General features: G+C 59.8%; 31 protein-coding genes. 19 read left to right on the forward strand and 12 right to left on the reverse strand.

All coding sequences use genetic code 11. From position 1 onward, the window contains the following. The first annotated feature begins 66 nt into the window (after positions 1-66). From GTP27_RS21420 to maiA, 4 genes are read left to right on the forward strand one after another with little or no spacing between them, the layout of a single operon-like run. A complete protein-coding gene (locus tag GTP27_RS21420) occupies positions 67-603 on the forward strand; it encodes a VOC family protein (protein ID WP_161041135.1) in 537 nt (178 codons plus the stop codon). Continuing rightward, complete coding sequence (locus GTP27_RS21425; protein ID WP_161041136.1) at positions 600-1,619, forward strand: fumarylacetoacetate hydrolase family protein; 1,020 nt, start codon at positions 600-602, stop codon at positions 1,617-1,619. Before GTP27_RS21420 ends, GTP27_RS21425 begins: the two co-directional genes overlap by 4 nt. Positions 1,620-1,669: 50 nt before the next feature. Then, complete coding sequence (locus GTP27_RS21430) at positions 1,670-2,989, forward strand: MFS transporter (protein WP_161041137.1); 1,320 nt, start codon at positions 1,670-1,672, stop codon at positions 2,987-2,989. Between the two features lie 26 nt (positions 2,990-3,015). Then, positions 3,016-3,660: a maleylacetoacetate isomerase gene (gene maiA / locus GTP27_RS21435; protein WP_161041138.1), complete on the forward strand. Its 645-nt coding sequence runs from the start codon at positions 3,016-3,018 to the stop codon at positions 3,658-3,660. A gap of 42 nt (positions 3,661-3,702) precedes the next feature. Here maiA and GTP27_RS21440 read toward each other — a convergent pair whose 3' ends face one another. The 5 genes from GTP27_RS21440 to GTP27_RS21460 form a co-directional block, all read right to left on the reverse strand. Further along, entirely contained in the window at positions 3,703-4,674 is a 972-nt protein-coding gene (locus tag GTP27_RS21440; protein ID WP_229634277.1) for a GGDEF domain-containing protein, read from the reverse strand. 187 nt (positions 4,675-4,861) lie between these two features. After that, complete coding sequence (locus tag GTP27_RS21445) at positions 4,862-6,028, reverse strand: ABC transporter permease (RefSeq protein ID WP_161041140.1); 1,167 nt, start codon at positions 6,026-6,028, stop codon at positions 4,862-4,864. Then, the gene (locus tag GTP27_RS21450) at positions 6,025-7,182 is read right to left on the reverse strand and encodes an ABC transporter permease (RefSeq protein ID WP_161041141.1); all 1,158 of its coding nucleotides are present in this window, start codon (positions 7,180-7,182) and stop codon (positions 6,025-6,027) included. Before GTP27_RS21450 ends, GTP27_RS21445 begins: the two co-directional genes overlap by 4 nt. A gap of 4 nt (positions 7,183-7,186) precedes the next feature. Then, entirely contained in the window at positions 7,187-7,876 is a 690-nt protein-coding gene (locus tag GTP27_RS21455) for an ABC transporter ATP-binding protein (RefSeq protein WP_161041142.1), read from the reverse strand. Positions 7,877-7,882: 6 nt separating this feature from the next. Then, a complete protein-coding gene (locus GTP27_RS21460) occupies positions 7,883-9,103 on the reverse strand; it encodes an efflux RND transporter periplasmic adaptor subunit (protein WP_371865976.1) in 1,221 nt (406 codons plus the stop codon). A 215-nt stretch (positions 9,104-9,318) separates the two neighbouring features. On the opposite strand from GTP27_RS21460, the gene GTP27_RS21465 reads away from it, so the two are divergent. The 12 genes from GTP27_RS21465 (at position 9,319) to GTP27_RS21520 (ending at position 18,569) form a co-directional block, all read left to right on the forward strand. Further along, positions 9,319-10,158, forward strand: coding sequence for a uracil-DNA glycosylase family protein (locus tag GTP27_RS21465; RefSeq protein ID WP_161041144.1), 840 nt, complete (start codon positions 9,319-9,321; stop codon positions 10,156-10,158). Positions 10,159-10,225: 67 nt separating this feature from the next. After that, on the forward strand, positions 10,226-10,702 hold the full coding sequence (gene iscR / locus GTP27_RS21470) for a Fe-S cluster assembly transcriptional regulator IscR (protein ID WP_161041145.1): 477 nt from the start codon (positions 10,226-10,228) through the stop codon (positions 10,700-10,702). A gap of 25 nt (positions 10,703-10,727) precedes the next feature. After that, complete coding sequence (locus tag GTP27_RS21475; protein WP_161041146.1) at positions 10,728-11,984, forward strand: IscS subfamily cysteine desulfurase; 1,257 nt, start codon at positions 10,728-10,730, stop codon at positions 11,982-11,984. Positions 11,985-12,017: 33 nt separating this feature from the next. Continuing rightward, the gene (gene iscU / locus GTP27_RS21480) at positions 12,018-12,407 is read left to right on the forward strand and encodes a Fe-S cluster assembly scaffold IscU (protein ID WP_155434940.1); all 390 of its coding nucleotides are present in this window, start codon (positions 12,018-12,020) and stop codon (positions 12,405-12,407) included. 70 nt (positions 12,408-12,477) lie between these two features. Continuing rightward, entirely contained in the window at positions 12,478-12,801 is a 324-nt protein-coding gene (iscA, locus tag GTP27_RS21485) for an iron-sulfur cluster assembly protein IscA (protein WP_155434941.1), read from the forward strand. 6 nt (positions 12,802-12,807) lie between these two features. Next, entirely contained in the window at positions 12,808-13,326 is a 519-nt protein-coding gene (gene hscB / locus GTP27_RS21490; protein ID WP_161041147.1) for a Fe-S protein assembly co-chaperone HscB, read from the forward strand. Positions 13,327-13,460: 134 nt separating this feature from the next. Then, positions 13,461-15,341, forward strand: a complete 1,881-nt coding sequence (hscA, locus tag GTP27_RS21495; protein WP_161041148.1) for a Fe-S protein assembly chaperone HscA — start codon at positions 13,461-13,463, stop codon at positions 15,339-15,341. 19 nt (positions 15,342-15,360) lie between these two features. Continuing rightward, entirely contained in the window at positions 15,361-15,702 is a 342-nt protein-coding gene (fdx, locus tag GTP27_RS21500) for an ISC system 2Fe-2S type ferredoxin (RefSeq protein WP_161041149.1), read from the forward strand. Position 15,703: 1 nt separating this feature from the next. Next, positions 15,704-15,898, forward strand: coding sequence for a Fe-S cluster assembly protein IscX (gene iscX / locus GTP27_RS21505; protein ID WP_161034827.1), 195 nt, complete (start codon positions 15,704-15,706; stop codon positions 15,896-15,898). Next, positions 15,885-16,790 carry a class I SAM-dependent methyltransferase gene (locus GTP27_RS21510; protein WP_161041150.1) on the forward strand — a complete coding sequence of 302 codons (906 nt, stop codon included), beginning with the start codon at positions 15,885-15,887 and terminating at the stop codon, positions 16,788-16,790. Before iscX ends, GTP27_RS21510 begins: the two co-directional genes overlap by 14 nt. A 16-nt stretch (positions 16,791-16,806) precedes the next feature. Beyond that, a complete protein-coding gene (gene ltaE / locus GTP27_RS21515; RefSeq protein ID WP_161041151.1) occupies positions 16,807-17,829 on the forward strand; it encodes a low-specificity L-threonine aldolase in 1,023 nt (340 codons plus the stop codon). Continuing rightward, a complete protein-coding gene (locus GTP27_RS21520) occupies positions 17,826-18,569 on the forward strand; it encodes an rRNA pseudouridine synthase (protein ID WP_161041152.1) in 744 nt (247 codons plus the stop codon). The genes ltaE and GTP27_RS21520 overlap by 4 nt, the downstream gene beginning before the upstream one ends. Before the next feature lie 28 nt (positions 18,570-18,597). Here the strand turns inward: GTP27_RS21520 and GTP27_RS21525 are convergent, their stop codons facing one another. From GTP27_RS21525 to GTP27_RS21540, 4 genes are read right to left on the reverse strand one after another with little or no spacing between them, the layout of a single operon-like run. After that, positions 18,598-19,152 (reverse strand): RDD family protein, encoded by a 555-nt coding sequence (locus GTP27_RS21525; RefSeq protein ID WP_161041153.1) that lies wholly within the window; start codon positions 19,150-19,152, stop codon positions 18,598-18,600. Further along, positions 19,142-19,966 carry a DUF3106 domain-containing protein gene (locus tag GTP27_RS21530; RefSeq protein ID WP_161041154.1) on the reverse strand — a complete coding sequence of 275 codons (825 nt, stop codon included), beginning with the start codon at positions 19,964-19,966 and terminating at the stop codon, positions 19,142-19,144. Before GTP27_RS21530 ends, GTP27_RS21525 begins: the two co-directional genes overlap by 11 nt. Positions 19,967-19,968: 2 nt before the next feature. After that, positions 19,969-20,373: a DUF3619 family protein gene (locus tag GTP27_RS21535; protein ID WP_161041155.1), complete on the reverse strand. Its 405-nt coding sequence runs from the start codon at positions 20,371-20,373 to the stop codon at positions 19,969-19,971. Next, positions 20,370-20,939 (reverse strand): RNA polymerase sigma factor, encoded by a 570-nt coding sequence (locus GTP27_RS21540; RefSeq protein WP_155434951.1) that lies wholly within the window; start codon positions 20,937-20,939, stop codon positions 20,370-20,372. Before GTP27_RS21540 ends, GTP27_RS21535 begins: the two co-directional genes overlap by 4 nt. Positions 20,940-21,442: 503 nt before the next feature. Between GTP27_RS21540 and GTP27_RS21545 the strand changes: the two genes are divergently transcribed. The 3 genes from GTP27_RS21545 to ilvC are packed head-to-tail and all read left to right on the forward strand — an operon-like array spanning position 21,443 to position 24,713. Next, a complete protein-coding gene (locus tag GTP27_RS21545; protein WP_161041156.1) occupies positions 21,443-23,179 on the forward strand; it encodes an acetolactate synthase 3 catalytic subunit in 1,737 nt (578 codons plus the stop codon). 1 nt (position 23,180) lies between these two features. Beyond that, positions 23,181-23,672: an acetolactate synthase small subunit gene (gene ilvN, locus GTP27_RS21550; RefSeq protein WP_155434953.1), complete on the forward strand. Its 492-nt coding sequence runs from the start codon at positions 23,181-23,183 to the stop codon at positions 23,670-23,672. A gap of 24 nt (positions 23,673-23,696) precedes the next feature. Then, positions 23,697-24,713, forward strand: coding sequence for a ketol-acid reductoisomerase (ilvC, locus tag GTP27_RS21555; RefSeq protein WP_161041157.1), 1,017 nt, complete (start codon positions 23,697-23,699; stop codon positions 24,711-24,713). A 323-nt stretch (positions 24,714-25,036) separates the two neighbouring features. On the opposite strand, the gene GTP27_RS21560 is transcribed toward ilvC, so the two are convergent. The 3 genes from GTP27_RS21560 to GTP27_RS23910 all read right to left on the reverse strand — a co-directional run. Next, positions 25,037-25,492 (reverse strand): hypothetical protein, encoded by a 456-nt coding sequence (locus GTP27_RS21560; protein ID WP_161041158.1) that lies wholly within the window; start codon positions 25,490-25,492, stop codon positions 25,037-25,039. A 21-nt stretch (positions 25,493-25,513) separates the two neighbouring features. After that, complete coding sequence (locus GTP27_RS21565) at positions 25,514-25,846, reverse strand: DUF1493 family protein (RefSeq protein WP_161041159.1); 333 nt, start codon at positions 25,844-25,846, stop codon at positions 25,514-25,516. 129 nt (positions 25,847-25,975) lie between these two features. Then, on the reverse strand, positions 25,976-26,424 hold a 449-nt coding region (locus GTP27_RS23910), incomplete at its 5' end, for a hypothetical protein (RefSeq protein WP_229634278.1).

The raw sequence follows: 26,424 nt of genomic DNA on the forward strand, positions 1-26,424 counted from the left end.
AAAAATACTGTTTGTATGATATCTGAAATTGGCTTTTAATGGCGCATGTCCTAGTTGGAGGCAATCATGAAAATCAAGCAAGTACACCACGTCGCCTATCGCTGCATCGACGCCAAACAGACTGTCGAGTGGTATGGCAAACACCTCAATATGAATTTCGTTCTGGCCATCGCCGAGAACGAAGTTCCGTCCACCAAGGCACCGGACCCGTATATGCACGTGTTCCTCGATGCCGGCAATGGCAATATTCTGGCCTTCTTCGAGCTGCCCACCCAGCCGCCCATGGACCGCGACCGCAATACCCCGAACTGGGTGCAGCATCTGGCGCTGGAAGTGGAATCGATGGACGAGCTGCTGGCTGCCAAAGAGCGTCTGGTGGCTGCCGGTATCGATGTGATCGGCCCGGTCAATCACACCATCTTCAAGTCGATCTACTTCTTCGACCCTAACGGCCACCGGCTGGAACTGGCGGCCAATACGGGCACGCCGGAAATGATGGAACGCCTCGACGCCGTCAAATGGGAAATGCTGGAAGAATGGGCTCAGACCCGTAAAGCACCGAAACACGCCGCGTGGATGCACGCACCGGAGGCCAAGGAATGAAACTCGCAACACTGAAAGACGGCAGCCGCGATGGCCGCCTGGTCGTGGTGAGCCGCGATCTGTCGCGCTACCAGCACGTACCGAAAATCGCCGCCACCATGCAGCACGCGCTCGATAACTGGGATCTGGTGGCGCCGCGGCTGGAGCAGGTGTATGCCGCGCTGAACGCCGGTGAGTTGCTGGACACCCAGCCATTCGACCAGAGCTTCTGCCACTCGCCGCTGCCACGCGCCTACCAGTGGGCTGATGGTTCGGCCTACATCAATCACGTCGAACTGGTACGCAAGGCCCGCAATGCGGAAGTGCCGGCGTCGTTCTACACCGACCCGCTGATGTATCAGGGCGGCTCGGACAGTTTCGTCGGTCCGCGCGATCCCGTGTATGCGCTGTCGGAAGAGTGGGGCATCGATCTGGAAGCCGAAGTGGCCGTCATTACGGGCGATGTGCGCATGGGCGCCAGCGTTGCCGATTGCGCGCAATCGATCCGTCTGGTGATGCTGGTGAACGATGTCTCGCTGCGTAACCTGATCCCTAACGAACTGGCCAAGGGCTTCGGCTTTTTCCAGTCCAAGCCGGCCAGCGCGTTCTCGCCCGTTGCCGTAACGCCCGATGAACTGGGCGCCCACTGGGCCGACAGCAAAGTGCATCTGCCGCTGCTGGTGGAGCTCAACCACCAGCCGTTCGGTAAGCCCAATGCAGGCGAAGACATGACCTTCAATTTCGCCCAGCTGGTAGCGCACGCCGCCACCACGCGCGAGCTGGTGGCTGGTACCATCATCGGTTCCGGCACTGTCTCGAACAAGCAGGGCAGTCTGCACGGCTCCAGCATCGCCAACGGCGGCGTGGGCTACTGCTGTCTGGCCGAAGTGCGCATGTACGAGACCATCGAAACGGGCAAGCCGCAAACCAGCTATCTGCATTTCGGCGATACCGTGCGCATCGAAATGCACGACGGCGAGGGCTGCAGCATATTCGGTGCGATCGAACAGACCATTACCCATTATTCGGAACGCTGATCGTCCGGAAAGCTAACCAGCGTACCTCACGTAGAAAGGCAGCGCAGCAGATGCAGCATGCACCCGTTGATATTGCAGCACTGGTCGAACGGAATCCCATCAGCCGGTTCCAGCTAGGCGTGTTTCTGCTGTGCGGCCTGTGCATTCTGATGGATGGCTTTGACGTGCAGGCCATGGGTTATGTGGCGCCCGCCATCATTCAGGAGTGGCATGTCAGCAGAGCCAGTCTGGGGCCGGTGTTCGGCGCCGGCCTGTTCGGCATGCTGGCCGGCTCGCTGCTATTTAGCGTACTGGCCGATAAGCTGGGCCGCCGTCCTGTACTGATAGGCGCAACGCTGTTCTTCTCCGTGTGCATGCTGCTCACGCCTTCCTGCAGCACGCTGGAGCAGTTGCAGTGGCTGCGCTTTATCACCGGCATCGGGCTAGGCGCCATCATGCCGAACGTGATGGCACTGGCGGGCGAATACAGTCCGCGCCGCCGCCGTGTCACGCTGATGATGCTGGTTTCATGCGGCTTTACGGTAGGCGCCGTGGTAGGCGGGCTGGTTGCCGCGGCAGTCATGCCGCTGTATGGCTGGCATGCCGTGTTCTACATCGGCGGCGCGCTGCCTTTGCTGATCGGCCTGCTGATGCTGTGGATGCTGCCGGAATCCATGCAGTTCGTCATCCTGAGCGGCAAGCGCATCGAGCGTGTAGCGCAGTGGCTGCGCCGCATCGATCCCGCTTTTACGCCGCAGCACGGGCAGGGCTATCAGGTGCAGGAGCAGGGCGGGCAGCGTGGTTCTGTCGCCGCCCTGTTCAAAGCCGGGCGGGCCCGCACCACGCTGCTGCTCTGGCTGGTGAACTTCCTCAATCTGCTCAATCTCTATTTCCTGTCCAACTGGCTGCCGACTATCCTCAAAGACGCCGGCCTGTCCACCAGCACAGCGGTGCTGGCAGGTACCATCCTGCCGGTGGGGGGCACCATCGGTACGCTGGCCATGGGGCAGCTCATCGACCGCTCCGGCTTCCGCCGCGTGCTGATCCCCAGCTTCCTGGTCGCCGCGGTAGCCATCGCGCTGATCGGCCAGTCGCAGCAGCTGCTGGCGCTGCTGTGCGCGGCCATTCTCGTGGCCGGGTTCTGCGTTGTGGGCGGCCAGCCGGCCGTGAATGCACTGGCAGCGAACTACTATCCCACCACCCTGCGTTCCACCGGCATAGGCTGGAGTCTGGGCGTCGGGCGTATCGGCTCGATTATCGGGCCGCTGCTCGGCGGCGAACTGCTGCGTATGAACTGGCCCAACAGCACCATCTTCCTGATCGCGGCCGTGCCTGCGCTGCTCTCGGCTCTGATGCTATGGCTGATGGCGACGCCCGCAGGGCAGGACTGAAACAACTGATATCACCCGGGTTAATCATGAAGCTCTATACCTATTTCCGCAGTTCCGCTGCTTATCGCGTGCGTATTGCCCTGAACCTGAAGGGGCTGGCTTATGACGCCGTGCCCGTGCATCTGCTGCGCGATGGCGGCGAACAGCTGCAGCCGGCTTACCGTGCGGTCAATCCTGCCGGCCTGCTGCCTGCGCTCGATGATGGCGCCGCGGCCATCGGCCAGTCGCTGGCCATCATCGAATATCTGGACGAGAGCCGTCCCGACGCGCCACTGCTGCCAGCCGATGCCGCTGGCCGTGCGCGCGTGCGGGCGCTGGCGCTGACCATCGCGGCCGATACTCACCCGCTGGGCAATCTGCGGGTGCTCAAATATCTGACCGGCGTGCTGAACGTGACGGAAGAACAGAAGCAGGCATGGCTGCATCACTGGATGGGCACAGGGCTGGCTGCCTTCGAGCAGTTGCTGGCGACGGATGCCCGCACTGGCCGCTACTGCCACGGCGATACACCGACACTGGCCGATTGCTGTCTGGTGCCGCAGGTATTCAACGCCCAGCGCTTCCAGCTGGATCTGAGTGCGTATCCGACCATCATGCGCATTTATGCCGCCTGTACCGAACTGCCGGCATTCCAGCAGGCTCACCCGGCGCAGCAGGCGGACGCCGAGTAAAACCCCAGACTGCCACGCGCAGCCTTTTTCCGTGCTGCCTGCCTAGCCGCTGCACACCACGCGGTTGCGGCCCGATTCCTTGGCCTGATACAGCGCCTTGTCGGCGCGCGACACCAGCGTAGATGGGGTTTCCAGCGTATTCTCCGGCGCTGTCATGGCCACGCCTATGCTGATGGTGAAGCGGATGCTCTCACCCTTGTCGCCCCTGACTTCCAGATTGGCGATTTCCTGCCGCAGCCGCTCGGCAGCACTGCTCGCCACCGCGATCGAGGTTTCCGGCATCAGCAGCACAAACTCTTCGCCGCCGAAGCGCGAGGCCATGTCGATATTGCGCACTCCCCCGGCCAGTGTGCGGGCGACCGCAATGATGACGCGATCGCCCGCCTCATGACCATACTGGTCGTTGACGTTCTTGAAGTGATCGATATCGGCCATCAGCAGCGAGAGCGGGTGGCCGAAGCGGCGGCCACGATCGAGTTCACGGTTGATCTGCTCGGTCATGCGGCGGCGGTTGCCTATGCCGGTCAGCGGATCGGTGGTGGCCAGCAGTTCCAGCTTGGCATTCGCCTGCATCAGTTCCTGCGTGCGCTGCAGTACCCGTGCTTCCAGCTGGTTGCGCTCGTCGTGCAGGGCATCGAGCGTGGCGCGGCGCGAACGCAGGGCAAAGATCAGCGCCGAGATCAGTAGCCCTTGCAGTATGATCAGGGAGCCACCTAGCAGTATCTGCCACCAGTAACGCTCGAAGATGGACGACGACGCATCAGGCCAGCTACCGGTAGCCGGCGTGTGCTGCAGATTGGTACGCGGCTGCGCCGGCTGCTGCGGCAGCAGGCCGCTGGCGTTGTCGGGCAGGCGCAGGCTGTCGGCATTGCGCCTGTGACGCCGTTGCGGCTCTGCTTTCTGGTCTAGCTGCTGGCGCAGTTCGCGCAGATATTCGGCAACCGGTATATGTCTCGGTAGCAGTTCGCCTGCCCGGGTTGGTAGCGGCAGACTGCACGCGGCCAGCATTGCCATTACGCTCAGTAGACTGGCGCAGAATGCAACTGGTGAGTGGCGCGAGGGTGGCATGCTGACCTGCTAGGGTGGCTATCGCTGTAGTATGGACCGAGTCTAGCATGCTTTGTTTTTGCGTGCTTTGTGTGATGTGGTAAAGCTGCCGCAAATCGCGCGGTAAAGCCACAGATGCTGCGGGCGGCAGTCTTCAGGCTGCGCGCAAGGCATCCACGATAGGCATGCGGGCGGCACGCAGGGCGGGCAGGAAGCCGCCTATGCCGCCCATAGCCAGCGAAAACAGCAATGTTTTCACGATAATGGCGGGCGTCAGGCGGAAGCCGAAGGCCAGTTCTGAAAACGATTGGAAGTTAGTGGTGGAGAAGGAGATGAACTGCATCATCGATGCGCAAGCCAGCCCCAGCGCGCCGCCCACCACCGCCAGCAGCATGGACTCGCTGAGGAAGGCGGCCAGTATGCTGCGACGCTGGAAGCCCAGTGCGCGCAAGGTGCCGATCTCCCCTACGCGGTTGGCTACCGATGCATACATGGTGATGGTGGCGCCTATCATGGCGCCGATGGAGAAGATGATGGACAGGATCAGGCCCAGTACGCTGATAAAAGTCGACAGGGCTTTCGACTGGTCGGAGTAGAAGGTCTGTTCGCGCTTGGCGTCTATGGTCAGGCGCGGGTCGTTCTCGATATCCTGTTTGAACTGTTCGAACCGGCGGCTGTCGGCCAGCCGCAGCACCATGGCGGAATAGGCATTGCGGCGGAAGGCCGGCATCAGCTGGTCGGCATCGCCCCAGATTTCCGAATCAAAGCCGCTATTGCCTGCGTCATACAGGCCCACCACCGTCCACTCGCGCTGGCCGAAGCGGATTTTTTCGCCTATGCCGGCGCCACTGAAGCGGCGCGCAATGCTGGCGCCTGCAATGATTTCGGACGCGCCGGGGCGGAACATGCGTCCCGCTGTCAGCTTTACCTGCGGGCGCAGCGTCAGCGCGTGAGGCGCAATGCCGCGGATGATGACGTTGGAAGGCTTGCCCGAATCGCGCTTGATGAGCGAAATCAGTACCACGGTTTCCTTGGAAAGCCATGGCTGTCCGGCAGCATCGCGCGCAATGGCAGGGTGGCTGGCGGCGATGTTGGCCTGCACGCGGTCGATGCCGCTCTGGACTTCCGTCTCGGCGCCGCGCCGCACCAGCACCACGTTATCGTATTCTCCCGTGGTGACCATGGTGTTGCGCAGGCCTTCGTCCAGCATCAGCACAGTGGCAAACACGAACACCACCAGCGCCAGTCCGGCGCCCGTCAGCGCCGTGGTCAGGCGACGCGCCCACAGATTGCGTGCAACGTAAGACAGTGGAATCTTCATCCTATGCTCCGCAGACCGTCGACGATGTTGATGCGTATGGCGCGTATGGTGGGAGCAATCGCGGCGACGGCGCCTATTGCCAGCGCAGCTGCCACCTGCAGCAGCACGGTGAGCTGCGACACCTGAAATACGGGGAACATGGTGCCCATGACTTTGCCGAGGAAGGCTGCGAACGGGAACAGGATGGCGATGCCGATCGCTGCGCCCACCAGTGCCAGCAGCATGGATTCGCCAAAGATCATCAGAGCGAGAAAGCCGGGACCGAAGCCGAGCGCCTTGAGGGTGGCGTATTCGCCCAGACGTTCGCGCGCGCTCATGGCCATGGTGTTGGCCATTACCGCAGCGATGATGATAATCACCACAAAAGACACCACGCGGATGGCCATCACGATAGCCTCCGACATGGAGACGAAGCTGAGCTGGAAGGCTTTCTCCGTTTCCGTCAGCGTCTCGGCCAGCGAGTTGGCAAACTCCTTATCCACGGCGGCGGAAATGCTGGCGGCATTTTCCGGCTGGTTGATCTGCACCACGTACACGCCGATCTGGTTGGCGCGGCGCGGCATGATCTTCTTGATGGTTTCGTTGACGTAGTCCCAGTGGAAGAACAGGGTAGCCGTGTTGGTGCTGCTCTGGCGGCCATCGTAGATGCCGCGTACTACCAGCTCCCAGTTGCCGGGGTAGATGGTGCCTTTGAGGGGGATGGTATCGCCCACCTTGAAACCATACTGGTCGGCCAGCTTGCGGCCGACGATGCAGCCTTTGCGGTCGTGCAGGAAGGCGGCACGCTGCTCGGCAGGCAGCAAGTAGTCGGGATAGATATTCAGATAGCTTTCGCCCGACACGGCAAACTGGGCGAAGAAATTCTTGGGGTCCTTGTACACACCCTGAAACCAGTTGGCATAACCCACGCCCGTCACGCCCGGCACGGCGCGGATGCGCGCCTGATACGACAGCGGCAGCGGGAATACCAGCGAGGTTTTGTTGCGCGTGATGAGGGTAGTATTCGATGCGCCTTCCGAACCGGCATACCACGCGTCTACCACGGTCTGCAGCAGGCCGAAGGAAAAGATCGCCACCACCAGACCGAGCACGGTCAGGCCCGTGCGCAGCTTGTGGCGCATGGCGTTCTTGCAGATTAGCCGCAGCGAATACATGGTGTCAGGCTGCCTGTCCGGCGATCAGTTCGCCCTTTTCCAGATGGATCAGCGTGCGCGCCTGCGCTGCCGCGGTGGCATCGTGCGTGACCATGATGATGGTCTTGCCCAGTTGCTGGTTAAGTTGCTGCAGCAGGCCCAGAATTTCGCTGGCCGAGGCGCGGTCCAGATCGCCCGTCGGTTCGTCGGCCACGATCAGGGTAGGGTCGGTGACGATGGCGCGGGCAATCGCCACGCGCTGTTGCTGGCCGCCCGACAGTTCATTGGGCGTGTGGTCCATGCGGTCGGCCAGATTGACCATGGACAGCGTCAGTTCCACCCGCTCGCGCCGTTCGCGCCGCGATAGTGGCGTCAGCAGCAGCGGCAGCTCCACGTTTTCATAGGCTGTCATGACCGGCATCAGGTTGTAGAACTGGAAAATAAAGCCCACATTCTGGGCGCGCCAGCGCGCCAGATCCGATTCGCCCATGCCGGCGATATCGAGCCCGGCTATGCGCAGGACGCCGCTATCGGGCTTGTCGATGCCGGCGATCAGATTGAGCAGGGTGCTTTTGCCCGAGCCGGATGGCCCCATCAGGGCGGCAAATTCGCCAGCCGGAATATTCAGGCTGATATCGCGCAGCACTTCCACCACCTGATCGCCACGGCGGTAGGATTTGGCCAGATGTTCTATCAGTACCAGTGGTTCGCTCATGGCCGCTTATTTCTTGTTCAGGCTGACGGCTGCGCCGTCCTGCAGTTTGGCGTCCGGCGTCAGCACCACTTTGTCGCCCGCCTTCACGCCTTGCACTTCCACCAGTTCACCGAGCTTGCGTCCCAGCGTAACGGCGACCAGTCTGACTTTTTCCCCTTCCAGCAGGAACACCACCGGCTTGCCGTCGCGCGTGGTAATCGCGCTGGCCTGCACGGTGGTAACAGGCTGGCGGTCTTGCGGCGGCACGGCTTTGGACAGGAAGGCCACCTTGGCGCTCATATCGGGCAGCACGCGCGGATCGTGGTCGCTAAAGCGCACTTTCACCAGCAGGGTGGCTTTGCTGCGGTCGATAGTCGGCACCATGCGCGAGACGGTGCCGGCCAGATGCAGTTCGGGGAAGGCGTCCAGCGTTATGTCGGCGGGCTGGTCGACGCGGATCTTGCTCAGATTGGATTCGGAGACGTCGGCCTCTACTTCCAGCGTGCTCATGTCGGCGATGGTGACGACGGCGCCTTTGCTGTCCGCTGCCGAGGAATACGGGGTGATGTTGTCGCCTTCGTTGGCGTTCTTGGTCAGCACCACGCCATCGAATGGCGCGCGGATCAGCGTCTGGTCCAAGGCCACCTGCGCCACCTGCGCGTTGGCCTTGGCAGCGGCGATGGCGGCCTGATAGCCGGCGATATTGGCTCTGGCCTTGTTCAGGCGGGCCTGCGCAGCATCAAAGGCCGCGGCGGTAATGAACTTCTGTGCCAGTAGTTCGCCCGTGCGCTGGAAGCTGGCCTGCGCATCGGCCAGTTCGGCCTGGCCCTGATCCAGATTGGCCTGTGCCACCTTGATATTGGCCTGTGCCTGGCCCAGCGTGGCGGAAACGTCGCGGTTCTCCAGTCGCGCCACGATCTCGTCTTTCTTGATCGGGCTGCCTTCCAGTACGCCCAGCCATTCCAGCCGGCCGGTGGCTTTGGACGAGAGCGAAGCTTTGCGCTGGGCTACGACATAGCCGGTAGCATTGAGCAGGGTGTAGCTCTGCGATGGGTAGCTGAGCGCCACCGTCACCGTCTCGACCGGCGCCTTGCCGCTGAAGCGTCCCAGTGCCACGCTGGCGCCTAGCCCCAGTGCAGCGAGCAGCAGCACGATGCGCAGCCAGCGCCGCTTGCTGCGGCCGGTGCCAGCGATCTGGCCGCTGGCGCTGCGTTCGATTTTGAGACGGGAGATATCGGGTGTACTCACATTATCCTCACATGGACGGACGGCAGAATCAGACAGGATGCGCTCTGCATAGTGCAAGAAAAACCACATCGCCGCAAGCCTGATCCGGCAAACAGTAGTACTAACGTCGTATCGGCAACCACAGTGGCAAGGCGGTAAAATGACGTCCCCGCATATCCGGACCTTTAAGCGTCCCGCGCGGGCGATAAGCCAGCCAGATCAACCAGCCACCCGCGATGACCATACCTAGCCATTTTCTCCTAGCCTTAACCCGTGCCCATGCGTCGTGGCGTCCTCTGCTGGTGCAGGGGCTGGAAGCCATCATGGCGGCCACGCCCGATTATCTGCCACAACTGGCACAGGACGCTTATCTGCCCACCGGGCAGCGGCTGTTCGCGGCCTTTGCCCTGCCGCTCGATCAGGTGCGCTATGTGCTGGTAGGCGAGGGGCCGTATCCGCGCGCCGCCAGCGCTACCGGCGTCAGTTTCATGGACGGTGCTGTGGGCAGCCTGTGGTCGGACGAACTGGGCGGCGGACTGTCCAAGCCCGTCAACAAAGCCACCTCGCTGCGCAACTTTATGAAGATGCTGCTGGTCGCAGACGGTCAGCTTGATCTGGATGATACGGGCGGCGCTGCCATGGCGGCGATCGCGCTGCGCGCCCACGAAGGCAAGGGCAGCCATATCCGCACGCTGGCCGAGTTGCAGGACAAACTGACGGAGCAGGGCTTTCTGCTGCTGAACGCAGCGCTGGTGTTCCGCCCTCACGTTGCTCCGGTGAAAGATGCTAAAGCCTGGCTGCCATTTTTCGAGACGGTGATGGCGGGGCTGGCAGAACAGGCTAAGACGTTGCCGACCTTGATTCTGTGGGGAAAGATTGCGGAAGTGCTGAGTAAATTGCCATTAATGCAAAAATTCCCGCAGATACGGGCCGAGCATCCTTATAACCTGAGTTTTATCGGCAATGCCGACATGCACGCGCTGTTCGGTCCCATGAAGTTGCTGCAGGGGCGGGCGGGCCAGCCGCAGCCGGAGGCCGGCGGGCAGACTTCCTTAAAGTTTGGTATACTTGACTAATTCGATCAACTAATCCGCTTATTCAGGGACGCTGTGGGGTCGATATTTTAACCCAACCGAGGTAGTGATGCGTCTGACCACCAAAGGCCGTTTTGCTGTGACTGCAATGATCGATCTGGCGTTGCGCCAGGGAAAAGGTCCCGTCACGCTATCCGGCATCAGCCAGCGTCAGGCCATATCCCTGTCCTATCTTGAACAATTGTTCGGCAAGCTGCGCCGCCACGAGATCGTCGAATCCATCCGCGGCCCCGGCGGCGGCTACAGTCTGGCGCGCCGCGCCGACAAGGTGACGGTGGCCGACATCATCATCGCCGTGGACGAACCGCTGGACGCCACCCAGTGCGGCGGCAAGGAAAACTGCCATGGCGCCGACATCGCCAGCGGCGCCCGCTGCATGACCCACGAACTGTGGGCCACCCTGAATGAAAAAATGGTTGATTACCTCGATTCCGTGTCCTTGCAGGATCTGGTCGATCAGCAGAAGTTGAAGAACGCTGAACAGAACGTCGTGGTGCTGCATCGCAACCACGCCGCGCACGGTTGAGCGCCCCCTAACCCGGAGTTACCAGATGAACGCCCCTGAAAAAAATATCGCGCCTGTACAGTTCCAGACGGCCCCGCATTTCCCTATCTATATGGACTATTCGGCTACCACGCCGATCGATCCACGTGTGGCCGATCAGATGATTCCCTATCTGCGCGAACAGTTCGGCAATCCTGCCTCGCGCAGCCATATGTACGGCTGGACGGCAGAAAAAGCCGTGGAAGAGGCACGCGGCCACGTGGCGGCACTGGTGAATGCCGACGCCCGCGAAATCATCTGGACCTCGGGCGCCACCGAATCGAACAATCTGGCGATCAAGGGCGCGGCGCAGTTCTACAAAACCAAGGGCAAGCACATCATCACCGTGAAAACCGAGCACAAATCGGTGCTGGACACGGTGCGTGAACTGGAGCGCATCGGCTTCGAAGCGACCTATCTGGAACCGCAGGACAACGGCCTGATCACCATCGAACAGTTGACCGCCGCCATCCGTCCGGACACTATTCTGGTATCGGTCATGCTGGTGAATAACGAGATCGGCGTGATTCAGCCTATCGATGAAATCGGCGCGCTGTGCCGCTCCAAAGGCATCATCTTCCACTGCGACGCTGCGCAGGCTACCGGCAAGGTGGCGATCGACCTGCAGAAGACCAAGGTGGACCTGATGACCTTCACCGCCCACAAAACCTACGGCCCGAAAGGCATAGGCGCGCTGTACGTATGCCGCAAGCCGCGCGTGCGCATCGAAGCGCAGATGCACGGCGGTGGCCACGAGCGCGGCCTGCGTTCGGGCACCCTGCCCACCCACCAGATCGTGGGCATGGGCGAAGCCTTCCGTCTGGCCAAGGTCGAGATGGATGAAGAGATCGTGCGTATCAAGGCATTGCGCGACCGTCTGGCCAAGGGCTTGCAGGAAATCGAGGAAACCTATATCAATGGCGACATGGATCACCGCGTGCCGCATAACCTGAATGTCAGCTTCAACTATGTGGAAGGCGAGTCGCTGATCATGGCCGTGAAAGATCTGGCTGTGTCGTCCGGCTCGGCCTGTACTTCGGCCAGTCTGGAGCCTTCCTACGTGCTGCGCGCACTGGGCCGCAGCGACGAACTGGCACACAGCTCGATCCGTTTTACCATCGGCCGCTTTACCACCGAAGCCGATATCGACTTCGCCGTCGAACTGATGAAATCCAAAGTGGGCAAGCTGCGCGAACTGTCGCCACTGTGGGATATGTTCAAAGAGGGGATCGACATCAATTCGATCCAGTGGGCAGCGCACTAAATTTTACGAAATAGAGAACACAGGAGCACTATCATGGCTTACTCGGAAAAAGTACTCGATCACTACGAAAACCCGCGCAACGTGGGCGCCTTCGAAAAAGGCGATGACAGCGTTGGCACCGGCATGGTGGGCGCGCCAGCGTGCGGCGACGTGATGAAGCTGCAGATCAAAGTGGGCGCCGACGGCAAGATCGAAGACGCCAAGTTCAAGACCTATGGCTGCGGTTCGGCCATCGCTTCCAGCTCGCTGGTAACGGAATGGGTCAAGGGCAAGACGCTGGATCAGGCGCTGGCCATCAAGAACACGGAAATCGCCGAAGAACTGGCGCTGCCGCCAGTGAAAATCCACTGCTCGATTCTGGCCGAAGACGCCATCAAGGCAGCGGTTCTGGATTACCAGAACAAACACCCGGCTAGCGCCTAAGTTTGCTGAGCTCCGGCTCGTAACACAATCACGCCGCCGCCACCGTTGTGGCGCGGCGCGGGAGAATCAAATGGCTATCACCCTGACCGAAAAAGCAGCGAAACACATCAACCGTTACATCGAACGCCGCGGCAAAGGCATAGGCCTGCGCTTTGGCGTGCGCACTACGGGCTGCTCCGGACTGGCCTACAAACTGGAATATGTGGACGAAGTGGCCGATGAGGACAATGTGTTCGAATCGCACGGCGTGAAAGTGTTCGTCGATCCGAAAAGCCTGCCTTACATCGATGGCACGGAACTCGATTTTGCCCGCGAAGGGCTGAACGAGGGCTTCAAGTTCAACAACCCGAACCAGAAAGACGCTTGCGGCTGCGGCGAAAGCTTCCGCATCTGACCAGTCATGCAAAACCACTTCGAGCTGTTCAATCTGCCCCTGCAATTTGCTGTCGATGCGGCGGCGCTCGATAGCGCCTACCGCGACGTGCAGAACCGCGTCCATCCCGATAAATACGTCAGCGCTACCGATGCCGAGAAGCGCGTCGCCATGCAGTGGGCCACCCGTGCCAACGAGGCCTACCAGACGCTGAAGCATCCCCAGAAGCGCGCGCAATATATGTGCGAGCTGGCTGGCGTGGACTTGCAGACGGAATCGAATACGGCCATGCCCATGGCTTTCCTGATGCAGCAGATGGAATGGCGTGAAGAGCTCGGTGATGCCCGGGCAGCCCAAGACGTGGAAGCGCTGGAAGGGCTGGATCAGCAGCTGCGGCGCGAGCGCAAGGCGCAGCTGGCTGCCATCGAACAGCAGATCAGCAGCAACGATTATGCGCAGGCAGCACAGGGTGTGCGCGCGCTGATGTTCATCGAAAAGCTGAAACAAGAGATAGACAGTGCCTTGAGCCTGCTGGAAGACGCCTGAACGGGCGGGGCGGCAGGAGCATGCATTACCTGCCACAGCAAGGCCAGCACAGACACTGGCAGTACAGACAGACAGACTCAGGCCGGGCACGTCCCGGCCCCATTATTTAATCAGAGCCGCACGGCATACACTACATGGCCCTTCTGCAAATTTCCGAACCCGGCATGTCCACTGCACCACACCAGCACCGGCTGGCGGTGGGGATAGATCTGGGTACCACCAACTCGCTGGTTGCGACTGTCCGCAGCAGCATACCCGAAGTGCTGAGCGACGAGGATGGCCGTCCGCTGCTGCCATCCGTGGTGCGTTATCTGCCCAACGGCCATGCCAACATCGGTTACAAGGCGCAGGCTGCGCAGACCACCGATCCCAAGAACACCATCGTTTCCGTCAAGCGCTTCATGGGGCGGGGTCTGGCCGATATCGCCTATGCCGAGAACCTGCCCTACGATTTCCTCGATACGCCCGGCATGGTGCAGCTGAAAACCATCGCTGGCGTGAAGAGCCCGGTGGAAGTGTCGGCGCAGATACTGGCCACGCTGCGCCAGCGCGCCGAAGATACGCTCGGTGACGATCTGGTGGGCGCCGTGATTACCGTGCCGGCCTATTTCGACGACGCCCAGCGTCAGGCCACGAAAGATGCGGCGCAACTGGCCGGCCTGAACGTGCTGCGCCTGCTCAGCGAGCCGACGGCAGCGGCGATCGCCTACGGCCTCGATAACGGTTCGGAAGGCCTGTACGCCGTGTACGATCTGGGTGGCGGCACGTTCGATATCTCCATCCTCAAGCTGAGCAAGGGCGTGTTCGAAGTGCTGTCTACGGGCGGCGATTCGGCGCTGGGCGGCGACGATTTCGACCATCGTCTGTTCTGCTACATCCATCAGGAAGAAAAGCTGGCGCCGCTGTCGGAAGAAGATACGGCCGTGCTGATGGTGAAGGCGCGCGAAGCCAAGGAACTGCTGTCGACCAAGGAGGAAGTGTCGGTGGATGCGGTGCTGAGTTCGGGCGAAGAAGTGCATCTGAAGATTACGGCGGAGACTTTCCACGAAATCACCAAGCATCTGATCACCAAGACCATGAACGCCATCAAGAAAGCGCTGCGCGACGCCAGTGTCGATGCGGATGATGTGGATGGCGTGGTGATGGTGGGCGGCGCTACCCGCATGCCCCATGTGCAGCGCGCCGTGAGCGACTTCTTCCACACCATCCCCCATGCGAATATCGACCCTGATAAGGTGGTGGCGCTGGGTGCGGCGATACAGGCCAATCTGCTGGCCGGTAACCGCGCGGCTGGTGACGACTGGCTGCTGCTGGACGTGACGCCGCTGTCGCTCGGTATCGAGACCATGGGCGGTCTGGTCGAGAAGATCATTCCCCGTAACTCCACCATTCCTTGCGCCCGCGCGCAGGAGTTCACCACCTTCAAAGATGGTCAGACGGCGCTGGCTGTGCACGTGCTGCAGGGCGAGCGCGAGCTGGTGACGGATTGCCGTTCGCTGGCCCGCTTCGAGCTGCGCGGCATTCCGCCGATGGCGGCCGGTGCGGCCCGTATCCGCATTACCTATCAGGTCGATGCCGATGGCCTGCTGTCGGTTTCGGCACGCGAGCTGCGCTCGGGCGTGGAAGCGTCGATCAGCGTCAAGCCATCCTACGGTCTGGGCGATGATGATGTGGCGCGTATGCTGCAGGACTCGTATCAGGCGGCCGACGTCGATATGAAGGCCCGCGCTCTGCGCGAAGAGCAGGTGGAAGCCGAACGTATTATTCTGGCGACCGAGTCGGCGCTGGCCGAAGATGGTGCGCTGCTCACTAGCGAAGAGCGTGCTGCGCTGGATGCGCTGATCGCCAGCGTGCGCGGCGTAGTCGCCCAGTCGCAGGCCGGTGCCGTTGATCACACTGCCGTCAAGGCTGCGGTGGAATCGCTGGCGCAAGGTACGGAAGAATTTGCATCGCGCCGCATGGATCGCAGCGTGCGCAGCGCACTGGCCGGCAAGAAGCTGGATCAGGTCGTTTAAACATTTACAGAGGTTACAAGTGCCACAAATCGTATTCCTGCCCCACGCCAAACTGTGCCCGGACGGCGCCGTCATCGAAGCTGACGCTGGCAAAACGTTGTGCGACATCATGCTGGAGCATGATATCCACATCGAGCACGCCTGCGAGAAATCCTGCGCCTGCACCACCTGCCACGTGCTGGTGCGCGAAGGTTTCGATTCGCTCAGCGAAGCAAGCGAGAACGAAGAGGACCAGCTGGACAAGGCATGGGGGCTGGAAGCCGTGTCGCGCCTGTCCTGCCAGGCCGTCGTGGCGAATGAAGATCTGGTGATCGAAATTCCGAAGTACACCATCAACCACGCTAGCGAAGGCGGTCACTGACATGAAGTGGACGGACATCAGCGCGATTGCGGAAGCGCTCTACGACAAGTTTCCCGAGATCGATCCGCTGACGATACGCTTTACCGATTTGCATAACTGGATCGTTGAACTGGAAGAGTTCGACGACGACCACACGCGTGGTGGCGAGAAGGTGCTGGAAGCAATACAACAGGCGTGGATCGATGAAGCCAAATAAGCATGCGAGTAAGATCGGCGCAACCGTAACGGGCGCCGACAATATGCCGGAAATCCGCGAGGGTCAGACTGTCGCGCTGTTGCAGGAACTGCATATTCTGACGCGCGACGGCAAGATGAATCAGGATAGCCGCCGCAAGCTCAAACAGGTGTATCACCTGTACCAGTTCATCGAGCCGTTGCTGAAAGAACTGCTGGAAACCAAGGGCAGCATTGCGCTGGTCGACCACGGTGCCGGCAAGTCCTATCTGGGCTTCATCATCTACGACCTGTTCTTCAAGGCGCTTAATGTTGGCTCGGATGGCTCGCACATCTACGGCATCGAAACGCGCGAAGAACTGGTCCAGCGTTCGCAGCAACTGGCGCAGCAATTCAACTTCCCCGGCATGTCTTTCCTGCCGTTGTCGGTAGCCGAGTCCACCGAGTCAAAGCTGCTGCCCGAGCAGATCGACATCGTCACGGCGCTGCACGCCTGTAATACGGCCACCGATGACGCCATCGATTTCGCGCTGAAGAAAAAGGCGCGCTACATGGTACTGGTGCCGTGCTGTCAGGCCGAAGTGGCCTCCGTGCTGAAGAAGAACAAGGGCAAGGCGCTGGCCAGGTCGGCGCTGACGGAAATCTGGCGTCACCCTATCCATACGCGCGAATTCGGCAGCCAGATCACCAACGTGCTGCGCTGCTTGCAGCTGGAAGCACATGGCTATCAGGTCAATGTCACGGAGCTGGTGGGCTGGGAGCACTCGATGAAGAATGAGCTGATCATCGCCACCTACAAAGACCTGCCGCGCCAGCGGCCTTCGCAGCGTCTGCAGGAAGTGCTGGAGACGCTGGGGCTGGAGGAAATGGGCCAGCGTTTCTATACGCAGCAAGTGGCCGCGCAAACGACATAAGAGGGCAGTGCAGAACATGAGCGGGCTGAATGAACAATGGCTGGATTTACGCAGCGACACCGTCACCCGCCCCAGCGCGGCGATGCGCGCTGCCATGCACGCGGCCGAAGTAGGCGATGATGTGTATGGCGATGACACTAGCGTCAACCAGCTGCAGGATTACACGGCCGATCTGTTCGGCTATGAAGCGGCACTGTTTGCGCCCTCCGGCACGCAGAGCAATCTGCTGGCCCTGCTGGCGCACTGCGGCCGGGGCGACGAATATCTGGTAGGGCAGGAGGCCCATACCTACCGCTACGAAGGCGGCGGTGCGGCAGTGCTGGGCAGCATACAGCCGCAGCCTATCAGCAATCAGTCTGACGGCAGTCTGGCGCTGGCCGACATTGCGGCGCAGATCAAACCGGACGATATCCACTTTGCCCGCACCCGTTTGCTGGCGCTGGAAAACACCATAGGCGGCAAGGTGCTGGGGTTAGCCTATCTGCAGCAGGCAACCACGCTGGCACATGAGCGCGGCCTTGCGACCCACCTTGATGGCGCACGCATCTGCAATGCTGCCGTCAAGCTGGGTGTGAGCCCGCGCGAAGCAGTGGCCGGTTTCGATTCCGTTTCAGTGTGCCTGTCCAAAGGTCTGGGTGCGCCAGTCGGTTCGGTGCTGTGCGGTAGCAGGGCGCTAATCACCGAAGCCAGGCGCTGGCGCAAGATGCTGGGCGGCGGCATGCGTCAGGCCGGCATACTGGCAGCAGGCGGCTTGTACGCCTTGCAGCACCAGTATGCGCGACTGGCCGAGGACCACGATAACGCAGCCTACTTTGCCGGTGAACTGGCCAAGGTGAGGGGCATTACCGTGTCTACGCCGCAGACCAATATTTTCTACGTCGATATTCCCGCCGATGCCTGCCGCGGGCTGAACGACGTGTTGCAACTGACCCGTATCCGAGTGTCGATGGCGCCGCGTCTGCGCATCGTCACCCACATGGATACCTCGCGCGACGATATCGAACGCGCCATTACTGTTTTTGGAGATTTCTTCGGATGACTGAATCCACCCCTGATCAAAGTGTCCGCCTCGCCAAGCGCGTGGCCGAGATGCGTCCCTGCTCGCGCCGCGAAGCCGAACTGTATATCGAGGGCGGTTACGTCAGCGTGGATGGCGTGGCAGCGGAAGAGGCGGGCGCACGTGTCACGCCCGGGCAGGAGATTACGATTGCTGCCGATGCCACGCTGCTGGAAGCCGTGCCGGTGACCCTGCTATTGCACAAGCCAGTGGGCGTGAATGGCGGCATAGGCAAGGATGGTCTGCCCGCGCTACACCAGATCAAGCTGGATAATCTGACGCGCACGGCGCCGTCGCAGCGCTTCCTCAAGCGCCATCTGGCCCATCTGTCGCTGACGCTGCCGCTGGAGACCCAGGCCAGCGGTCTGCTGGTGCTGACGCAGGATTTCCGCGTCAACCGCAAGCTGACGGATGAAGCGGCGCGCATGGAGCAGGAGATCATCGTGGAAGTCAGCGGCGAAATCGCCGAGAACGGTCTGGCGCTACTCAATCATGGGCTACCGTTCAATGGCAAGCCGCTGCCGTCGATGAAGGTGAGCTGGCAGAACGAGCGCCGTTTGCGCTTTGCCGTAAAAGGCCCCAAGCCGGGCCAGATCGAACACATGTGCAAGATGGTGGGCCTGAGCGTGGTGGCGATGAAGCGCATCCGTATCGGCCGTATTGCCATGTCCAGCCTGCCGCAAGGCGAGTGGCGCTATCTGCAGCCACACGAGCGCTTCTGATCAGCGGGAGCCCGCAGGCCAGTGTCGCTCAGGTGGCGCTGGCCTGTTTCTTTTTCTTTTCCAATGGCGGCAGTTGCACCAGACGGGTGCCGGTCAGTTTATCGTGCAGGAACTGGCGGTCCGCATCGAGGAAGGCCGTCATGGCCCACACCAGCACACCGATGCCGATGGCGCCCAGCGCCTGCCACTTTTGCAGATGCAGCACGGCGCTGACAATCAGCGCAGGCAGTATCCACATCCAGCTCAGCAGATAGCGCACGGCGGCAGTCTGCAGCGACAAATGGGCATGGCCCGGACGAACCACTTTGAGGCGCCACGTGCGCATGGCCAGCGTCTGGCCTTCGCGGCTCCACTGGTGGATGAAGTAGGCGCCTAGAACGAGGAAGAGCAGGGCCTGACGGGTATGTTCGAGCGCGCGCGTATGACGGGCCTGCACGATGAATTCGAATATCAGGAAAGGCAGAAACAGCACGGCAAACGCCAGCAGGGTTTCGTACACCATCGAGATCAGGCGGCGACCCACGCTGGGGTTGGACACTACGGGTTCGGTAACTGGCAGGGTGGTAGCGGGTTTATTTGACATTGCTGCTGGTAGGCTGTGCTGCGGCCGGTGCGGGCGCCGGCGTGACGTTGGAGGCATTCGGAATCGGCGCGCTATCGCCAGCGGTGCCAGCAGCGCTGCCACTGGCGGCGCCACTGGCATTTGCACCGGCGGTGCTGCCTGCCGCACCGCTTGCAGGCGGCACGACATTGCTGGCCGGCAGCAGCGGAGCAGGTGCGGGTGGCGGCAGTGCCGGCGCACTGGCCGAGCCGTTTTCCGTCACCACCAGTGGCTTGATGGGCGCCACGGTTTTCATCTTGCTCTGGGCTGCCGTCGGCAGGTTGGCCACCTGCGGTTTTAGCGCGGCCTTGGCGGCCAGTTCTTTCTTTTCATCGTCCGACAGCTGCTGGTAGGACTCCCACTGGGTGTTCTTCTGCGACGGATCGATTTTTTTGGCGCGGGCGAAGTTCTGACGTACCTGACGGCGTTCATCCGGCGTCAGCTTGACCCACTCGCGCATGCGTTCCTGCACGCGGGCCTGCTCATCCGCATTCATCGAGGCGTAGCGCTTGATGATGCCTAGCCATTTTTGCCGGCGCAGCGGCTCCATCTGGTCCCATTCGGCGGCCAGCGGAGCGAGCGTCTGCTGCTGTTGGGGCGTGAGGTCCTTCCAGCGGGTTTTGTCAGCGGCGCTGCCTTTGCCGGCCACGCCCAGTGCGCTGCCTGCCTTGGCCAGCGGCTGGGCGATGGCAGGCGGGGCGTCGGGCTGGTTGCCGAACCATAGCAGGCCGGCAGCGGAGCCGAGTATCAGCACCAGTGCAACAGAGCCCCACTTTGCCTGACGACTTAAAGCCATACTTATTGCTCGCTTTGATTCAGGTAAGCGTTAAAGCCGTGGTCCAGATAGGCGGACAGCGGCAATTCGTCGGACAGCACGGCGGCGTCCAGCTCGGCGATTTCGGCGATATGTTCCTGCTGTTCGTACTGGTAGATGCCGATCAGGCCCGCTACCAGCACCAGCAGCGGCAGGGCGACGCCCATGCGGTTGAACCACGAGAACGACCAGTTGCCGCCCTGAACACCGGCCAGTTCGCTGCGCACGACGGGCGCGGTGCGGCGTGCCGCACCATCGGGCTTCTTGCGCGCTAGCGCCATCTGGCGTGCCTGGGCCAGCCGGTCGGTGGTGGTAGGCGGCAGATCTTCCAGTCGTTGATTGAGTGCATGACGCACTTTGTAAGCGAAATTGAGCTCTTCGGTGTTCATAGTGTAATCCCCTTGGCTTTCAGCGTTTCGGCGAGCGCATGCGTTGCTCGGGAGCAATGCGTCTTCACGCTGCCTTCCGAACAACCCATGGCGAGGGCCGTTTCGGCCACGTCCATATCCTGCCAATAACGCATGAGGAAGGCTTCGCGTTGACGCGCAGGCAGTTTTTGCACTTCTGCATCAATTATCGCCAGCACCTGATCGCGCTCCAGCTGGTCGGCGCTGGACTCGGCCGCGGCGCTGCCCTGTTCGGCGGCATAGGTCTCAAGTAGATCAAAATCTTCGTGTTCGTCGCCGCTGGGCCCCATGCCCGAGAACAGGCTGACCCAGGTGTTGCGAACTTTTTCCCTGCGGAAATAATCAAGGATGGTGGTCTGGAGTATGCGCTGGAACAGCATGGGCAGCTCGGCGGCCGGTTTGTCGCCATACTTTTCGGCAAGCTTGATCATCGCGTCCTGCACGATATCAAGGGCCGACTCGTCCTTGCGAACGGCATACACGGCTTGTTTGTAAGCCCGACGCTCGACGCTTTCGAGGAAGTCGGATAATTCTTTGTCTGTGGCCATGCGGAGTTGGATTTGCTCGCCGGAAAGCCGGCGCTGGGCCGCTCAGGCGGCTCTGGAACTGAGCGCATGCTAGCAAAAAATAGGCCTTTCTGCAGACTTTTCGCCGCACCCCCGCAAGAAAATGCTGCGATGCCGCGATTTTTTCTAACTTTCCCTTGCTCAAAACTTCGTGGCGGTGTACCGTATGGGACGCTTTGAACACCCCGAAGCTAAAGGTCAGATCGCCGCTGGCACACAACGCCGCAATCGATCCGACGCGCTTTCATATGTAGGCAGTTTGTTCTAACCCGCGCCACAAGCGCGAGAGGTATGTACAACCGCTACAGACAGATCTAGCCAACGAGTTTGCGTTGAGCACCGCTTTGCACGTCACTACGGTTGACGGAAGAGGCTGGTGTAAGCGCATCATAGACAGGGGTGCAGGTCCAAGCTGTAGAGGTGGGCATACTTCGCTAGGAAAGAACATCCGATCAATCTCCAATGGACCTTGAAAGGAATGTTTCATGAATACCGAAGCAACGCAGGGAGCAAATCTGCTCACTGGCGCGGAAATTCTCGTCCGCTGCTTGGCCGACGAAGGCGTTGAACACGTCTTTGGCTACCCAGGTGGTGCGGTACTGTACATTTACGACGCCATCTTCAAACAAGACAAATTCCAACACGTACTGGTGCGTCACGAGCAGGCTGCAGTCCATGCTGCCGATGCGTATTCGCGCAGTTCCAATAAAGTTGGTGTAGCGCTGGTAACGTCCGGTCCGGGCGTGACGAATGCCGTTACAGGTCTTTCTACCGCTTACATGGATTCCATCCCCATGGTGGTGATTTCGGGCCAGGTGCCTAGCCACGCCATCGGTCAGGATGCCTTCCAGGAATGCGACACGGTCGGTATTACCCGCCCCGTGGTCAAGCACAATTTCCTCGTCAAAGACGTCAAGGATTTGGCGGAAACCGTCAAGAAAGCCTTCTTCATCGCCCGTACCGGCCGTCCCGGCCCTGTGCTGGTCGATATTCCGAAGGATATCTCGATGCATAAAACGACGTATTCCTACCCCAAAGAGGTAGAGATGCGTTCGTACAAACCGGTCGACAAAGGTCACGCCGGTCAGATCCGCAAAGCGGTGCAGCTGCTGCTGCAGGCCGAACGCCCGATGATCTACACGGGTGGTGGCGTGATCCTGGCGCATGCGTCGCCGGAACTGAACAAGCTGGTCGATAAACTCGGCTTCCCCGTCACCAACACCCTGATGGGTTTGGGCGCCTACCGCGCCAGCGACGACAAATTCGTCGGTATGCCGGGCATGCACGGGACCTATGAAGCGAATATGGCGATGCAGCATTGCGACGTCCTGATCGCCATCGGCGCCCGTTTCGACGACCGCGTGATCGGTAACCCGAAACACTTTGCTAGCAACCCGCGTAAGATCATCCACGTTGATATCGACCCATCGTCGATCTCCAAGCGCGTGAAAGTGGACATTCCTATCGTCGGCAACGTGAAAGACGTGCTGATCGAGTTCCTGTCCCAGCTCGACGCGGCCGACGCCAAGCCGAATGCGCCTGCGCTGAAAAACTGGTGGAAGCAGATCAACGAGTGGCGCGGTCGCGAGTGCCTGAAATTCGCCCCGTCCGATCTGGTGATCAAGCCGCAATCGGTGGTGCAGAAACTGTGGGAAGTGACCAAGGGCGATGCCTTCATCACTTCCGACGTGGGCCAGCACCAGATGTGGGCTGCGCAGTACTACCCGTTCGACAAGCCTAAGCGCTGGGTCAATTCCGGCGGTCTGGGTACCATGGGCGTGGGTCTGCCATACGCTATGGGCGTGCAGATGGCCAATCCGGATGCTACCGTGGCCTGTATCACGGGCGAAGGTTCTATCCAGATGTGTATCCAGGAACTGGCGACCTGCAAACAGTATCACCTGACGCCGAAGATCATCATGCTGAACAACCGCTTCCTCGGCATGGTACGTCAGTGGCAACAGATCGATTACGGTTCGCGCTATTCGGAATCGTATATGGATTCGCTGCCTAACTTCGAGAAGCTGGCCGAGGCCTATGGCCACGTCGGCATGCGCATCGAAAAACCCGGTGATGTGGACGGCGCACTGCGCGACGCCTTCGCCATGAAAGACAAGCTGGTCTTCATGAACTTCATCACGGATCAATCGGAAAACGTCTGGCCGATGGTGAAAGCGGGCAAAGGGCTCTCTGAAATGCTGTTGGGTTCGGAGGACTTATAACATGCGACACATTATCTCTGTCTTGCTGGAAAACGAAGCCGGCGCGCTGTCGCGCGTAGTGGGCCTGTTCTCGGCCCGCGGCTACAACATCGAAACACTGACGGTTGCTCCAACCGAAGATGCCACCCTGTCGCGGATGACCATCGTCACCACCGGCTCGGACGACATCATCGAGCAGATCACCAAACACCTGAATCGCCTGATCGAAGTGGTGAAGGTGGTGGATCTGACGGAAGGCCAGCATATCGAACGTGAACTGATGCTGATCAAGGTGCGCGCCGTAGGTAAGGAGCGTGAAGAGATGAAACGGACTGCGGACATCTTCCGCGGCCGCATCATCGACGTCACGGAAAAGACCTACACGATAGAACTGACGGGGGCCAAGTCCAAGCTGGACGCCTTCATCGACTCGATCGACCGTACTGCCATCCTCGAAACGGTACGTACCGGCGGTTCCGGTATCGGCCGCGGCGAACGCATCCTCAAAGTGTAAACAAATTTATCCAAAGGAATGACCATGAAAGTTTTCTACGACAAAGACGCTGACCTCTCCCTGATCAAAGGCAAAAACGTTGCCATCATCGGCTACGGCTCGCAAGGCCACGCGCATGCACAGAATCTGAGCGACTCGGGCGTCAATGTGACCGTTGGCCTGCGCAAAGGCGGCTCCTCGTGGGCCAAGGTAGAAAAAGCCGGTCTGAAAGTGGCCGAAGTCAACGACGCAGTGAAAGCCGCTGACGTCATCATGATCCTGCTGCCAGATGAAAACATCGCTCAGGTGTACAACGAAAACGTTGCTCCGCACGCCAAGCAAGGCGCGGTGCTGGCCTTCGCTCACGGCTTCAACGTGCACTACGGCCAGGTTGTGCCACGTGCCGATCTGGACGTGATCATGGTTGCGCCTAAAGCCCCAGGCCACACCGTGCGCGCTACCTACACCCAGGGTGGCGGCGTGCCACACCTGATCGCCGTGTATCAGGACAAGTCCGGCATCGCCCGCGACATCGCGCTGTCCTACGCTTCGGCTAACGGCGGCGGCCGTGCCGGCATCATCGAAACCAACTTCCGCGAAGAAACCGAAACTGACCTGTTCGGCGAACAGGCTGTGCTGTGCGGTGGCGCCGTTGAACTGATCAAAGCCGGTTTCGAAACGCTGGTAGAAGCCGGCTACGCTCCAGAGATGGCTTACTTCGAGTGCCTGCACGAACTGAAACTGATCGTTGACCTGATCTACGAAGGCGGTATCGCCAACATGAACTACTCGATCTCGAACAACGCCGAATACGGCGAGTACGTGACGGGCCCACGTGTTGTGACCGCTGCTACCAAAGATGCAATGCGTCAGTGCCTGAAAGACATCCAGACCGGTGAATACGCCAAGTCCTTCATCCTGGAAAACAAAGCTGGCGCACCGACCCTGATCTCGCGTCGTCGTCTGACCGCCGAGCACCAGATCGAAGAAGTGGGCGCAAAACTGCGCGCCATGATGCCTTGGATCGCTAAAAACAAGATGGTTGACCAGTCGAAGAACTAATTAGCTTCCGGCTAAGTCAAGAGGGGCGTACCGCAAGGTCCGCCCCTTTTTCTTGTGCCCACAGCATGGACGCAAGCTTGTGGGGACAAGTCCCGCCGCCAACTGGCCATAGCGAGCGAAGTGAAGCGTAACTGTAGAGAGGCCTAGAACATAGCCGTAGGTATTGATGCCCCCACCAACGCCGTCGGTTTCAGCCCGGCGTGCGCATCAACCCACGGCCAACATGCGTTCATTTTCAACAGAGCTAGTATAGAAAACAACTGTCTCATTTAGCACCTATCCCCATTACAATTGCAGGCCGTGCGCGTGGCGTAAGTATTGCCTTAATTCTCTATGATCATCACATTTCCATGCCCATCAATCTCGATAAATTTCTTTTGCGCAACTCCTGATGCGAAGCCTTTTGTAAGCACGATAGACAATGTTTTATCGGCTGCCCTTCCTGTACCATCTGCATAAGACAGTTGCATCCCGTTCATCAATATCCCTCGAAGTTGATATAGCTGGGCCGCGTTCAATGCGATTTCCCGTCCGAAAGCATTCACCTTTAAGCTCGTAATTCCATCTGCAGATTGAGAACCACTGATCTGGACGGCTCCTGATGCGCCAATGCCAAGTGAATGAATCGTAAAGTTTGACCATACCAACAGCCCTTCTTTCGAAGCCCATGCATTGGACATGTTAGACATCAGTGCAACTAGCAACAATGCGTGAGTGAAGAGTTTGAATTCGCGCATATCTTTTCCTTCTATTTGCAGGCGCACTTCGGCGTCGTCCATATCCGTTTGTCGGCAACTAAATCAGTTATGCCATTTCTTGGAATGGATTAGCGCTTCGATCCTGCTAAGCGGCAGCGGTTCGAAAGTGGCTGGTTTTCGATAGAGGCCTTCGATCCCAGGAAACACTTTTAGTAATATCCGTTCAGGCCGCGAATTCCCTTCCGGCCACTCCGGCGGAAAATATTCGCTGAACGGGAATCCCGAGAGATCGACACCAAATTTCGTCACCAACACTTCCAAGCAATCCTCCGCACCCTCCCCATAGATCCGGAGATCGTGATAGAGCCTGTTTTGAGGTGTACAGGTGGATATGGTTTTATCCCTGAGTCCGCTCAGATTGAGGAACAGCTTCACTTGATCTGAAACTACTCCCGGCGGCTCAGACGACTTAGTCGCATTTGAAGGCATCGTAGACCTCATAAGTTGCCATCGCAGCGGATGCATATGGGAGTGTTCGCGAGACAGCACGTCCCATGTCGCGAATTACGTTCCTCGTCGCGACGGAATATGCCCCACTTCTTGCAAGCCCGTGATTGACTTGGTTATGCTTGTCAGGAGGAAGCGAGACTGTATTTTTTTATGTTCAATTTTCCCAGAGGATCTCTTATAGACCCATTCATCATATTCCGATGTTAATGGATATAGCGAATCTGCAGATGCGATGTCTGCTTTGTAGGCAGATTGGTAGCGCGAGAAGGTTGTCGAACTTCCATCGCCGTTGGTAATTACAATACTGGTTGGGGGAAATCCCTTTAACGTGTTCGTGATTAAAAACTGCCGCTCAAATGAGAATGACCAAAGGGTGCTGAACCGTTCCGGAAAACTGGGAGGCTCCATTATTTGAGAAAATGGATCTATGAAAAAATCTAAGCACTCGCCCGAAGTAATCGAACGCTCCGTCCGTATGGTCATGGAATGCCAAGGCGAGCACA

Source organism: Duganella qianjiadongensis (assembly GCF_009857915.1).
In the GTDB taxonomy this organism is placed as follows: Bacteria; Pseudomonadota; Gammaproteobacteria; order Burkholderiales; family Burkholderiaceae_D; genus Rugamonas; species Rugamonas qianjiadongensis.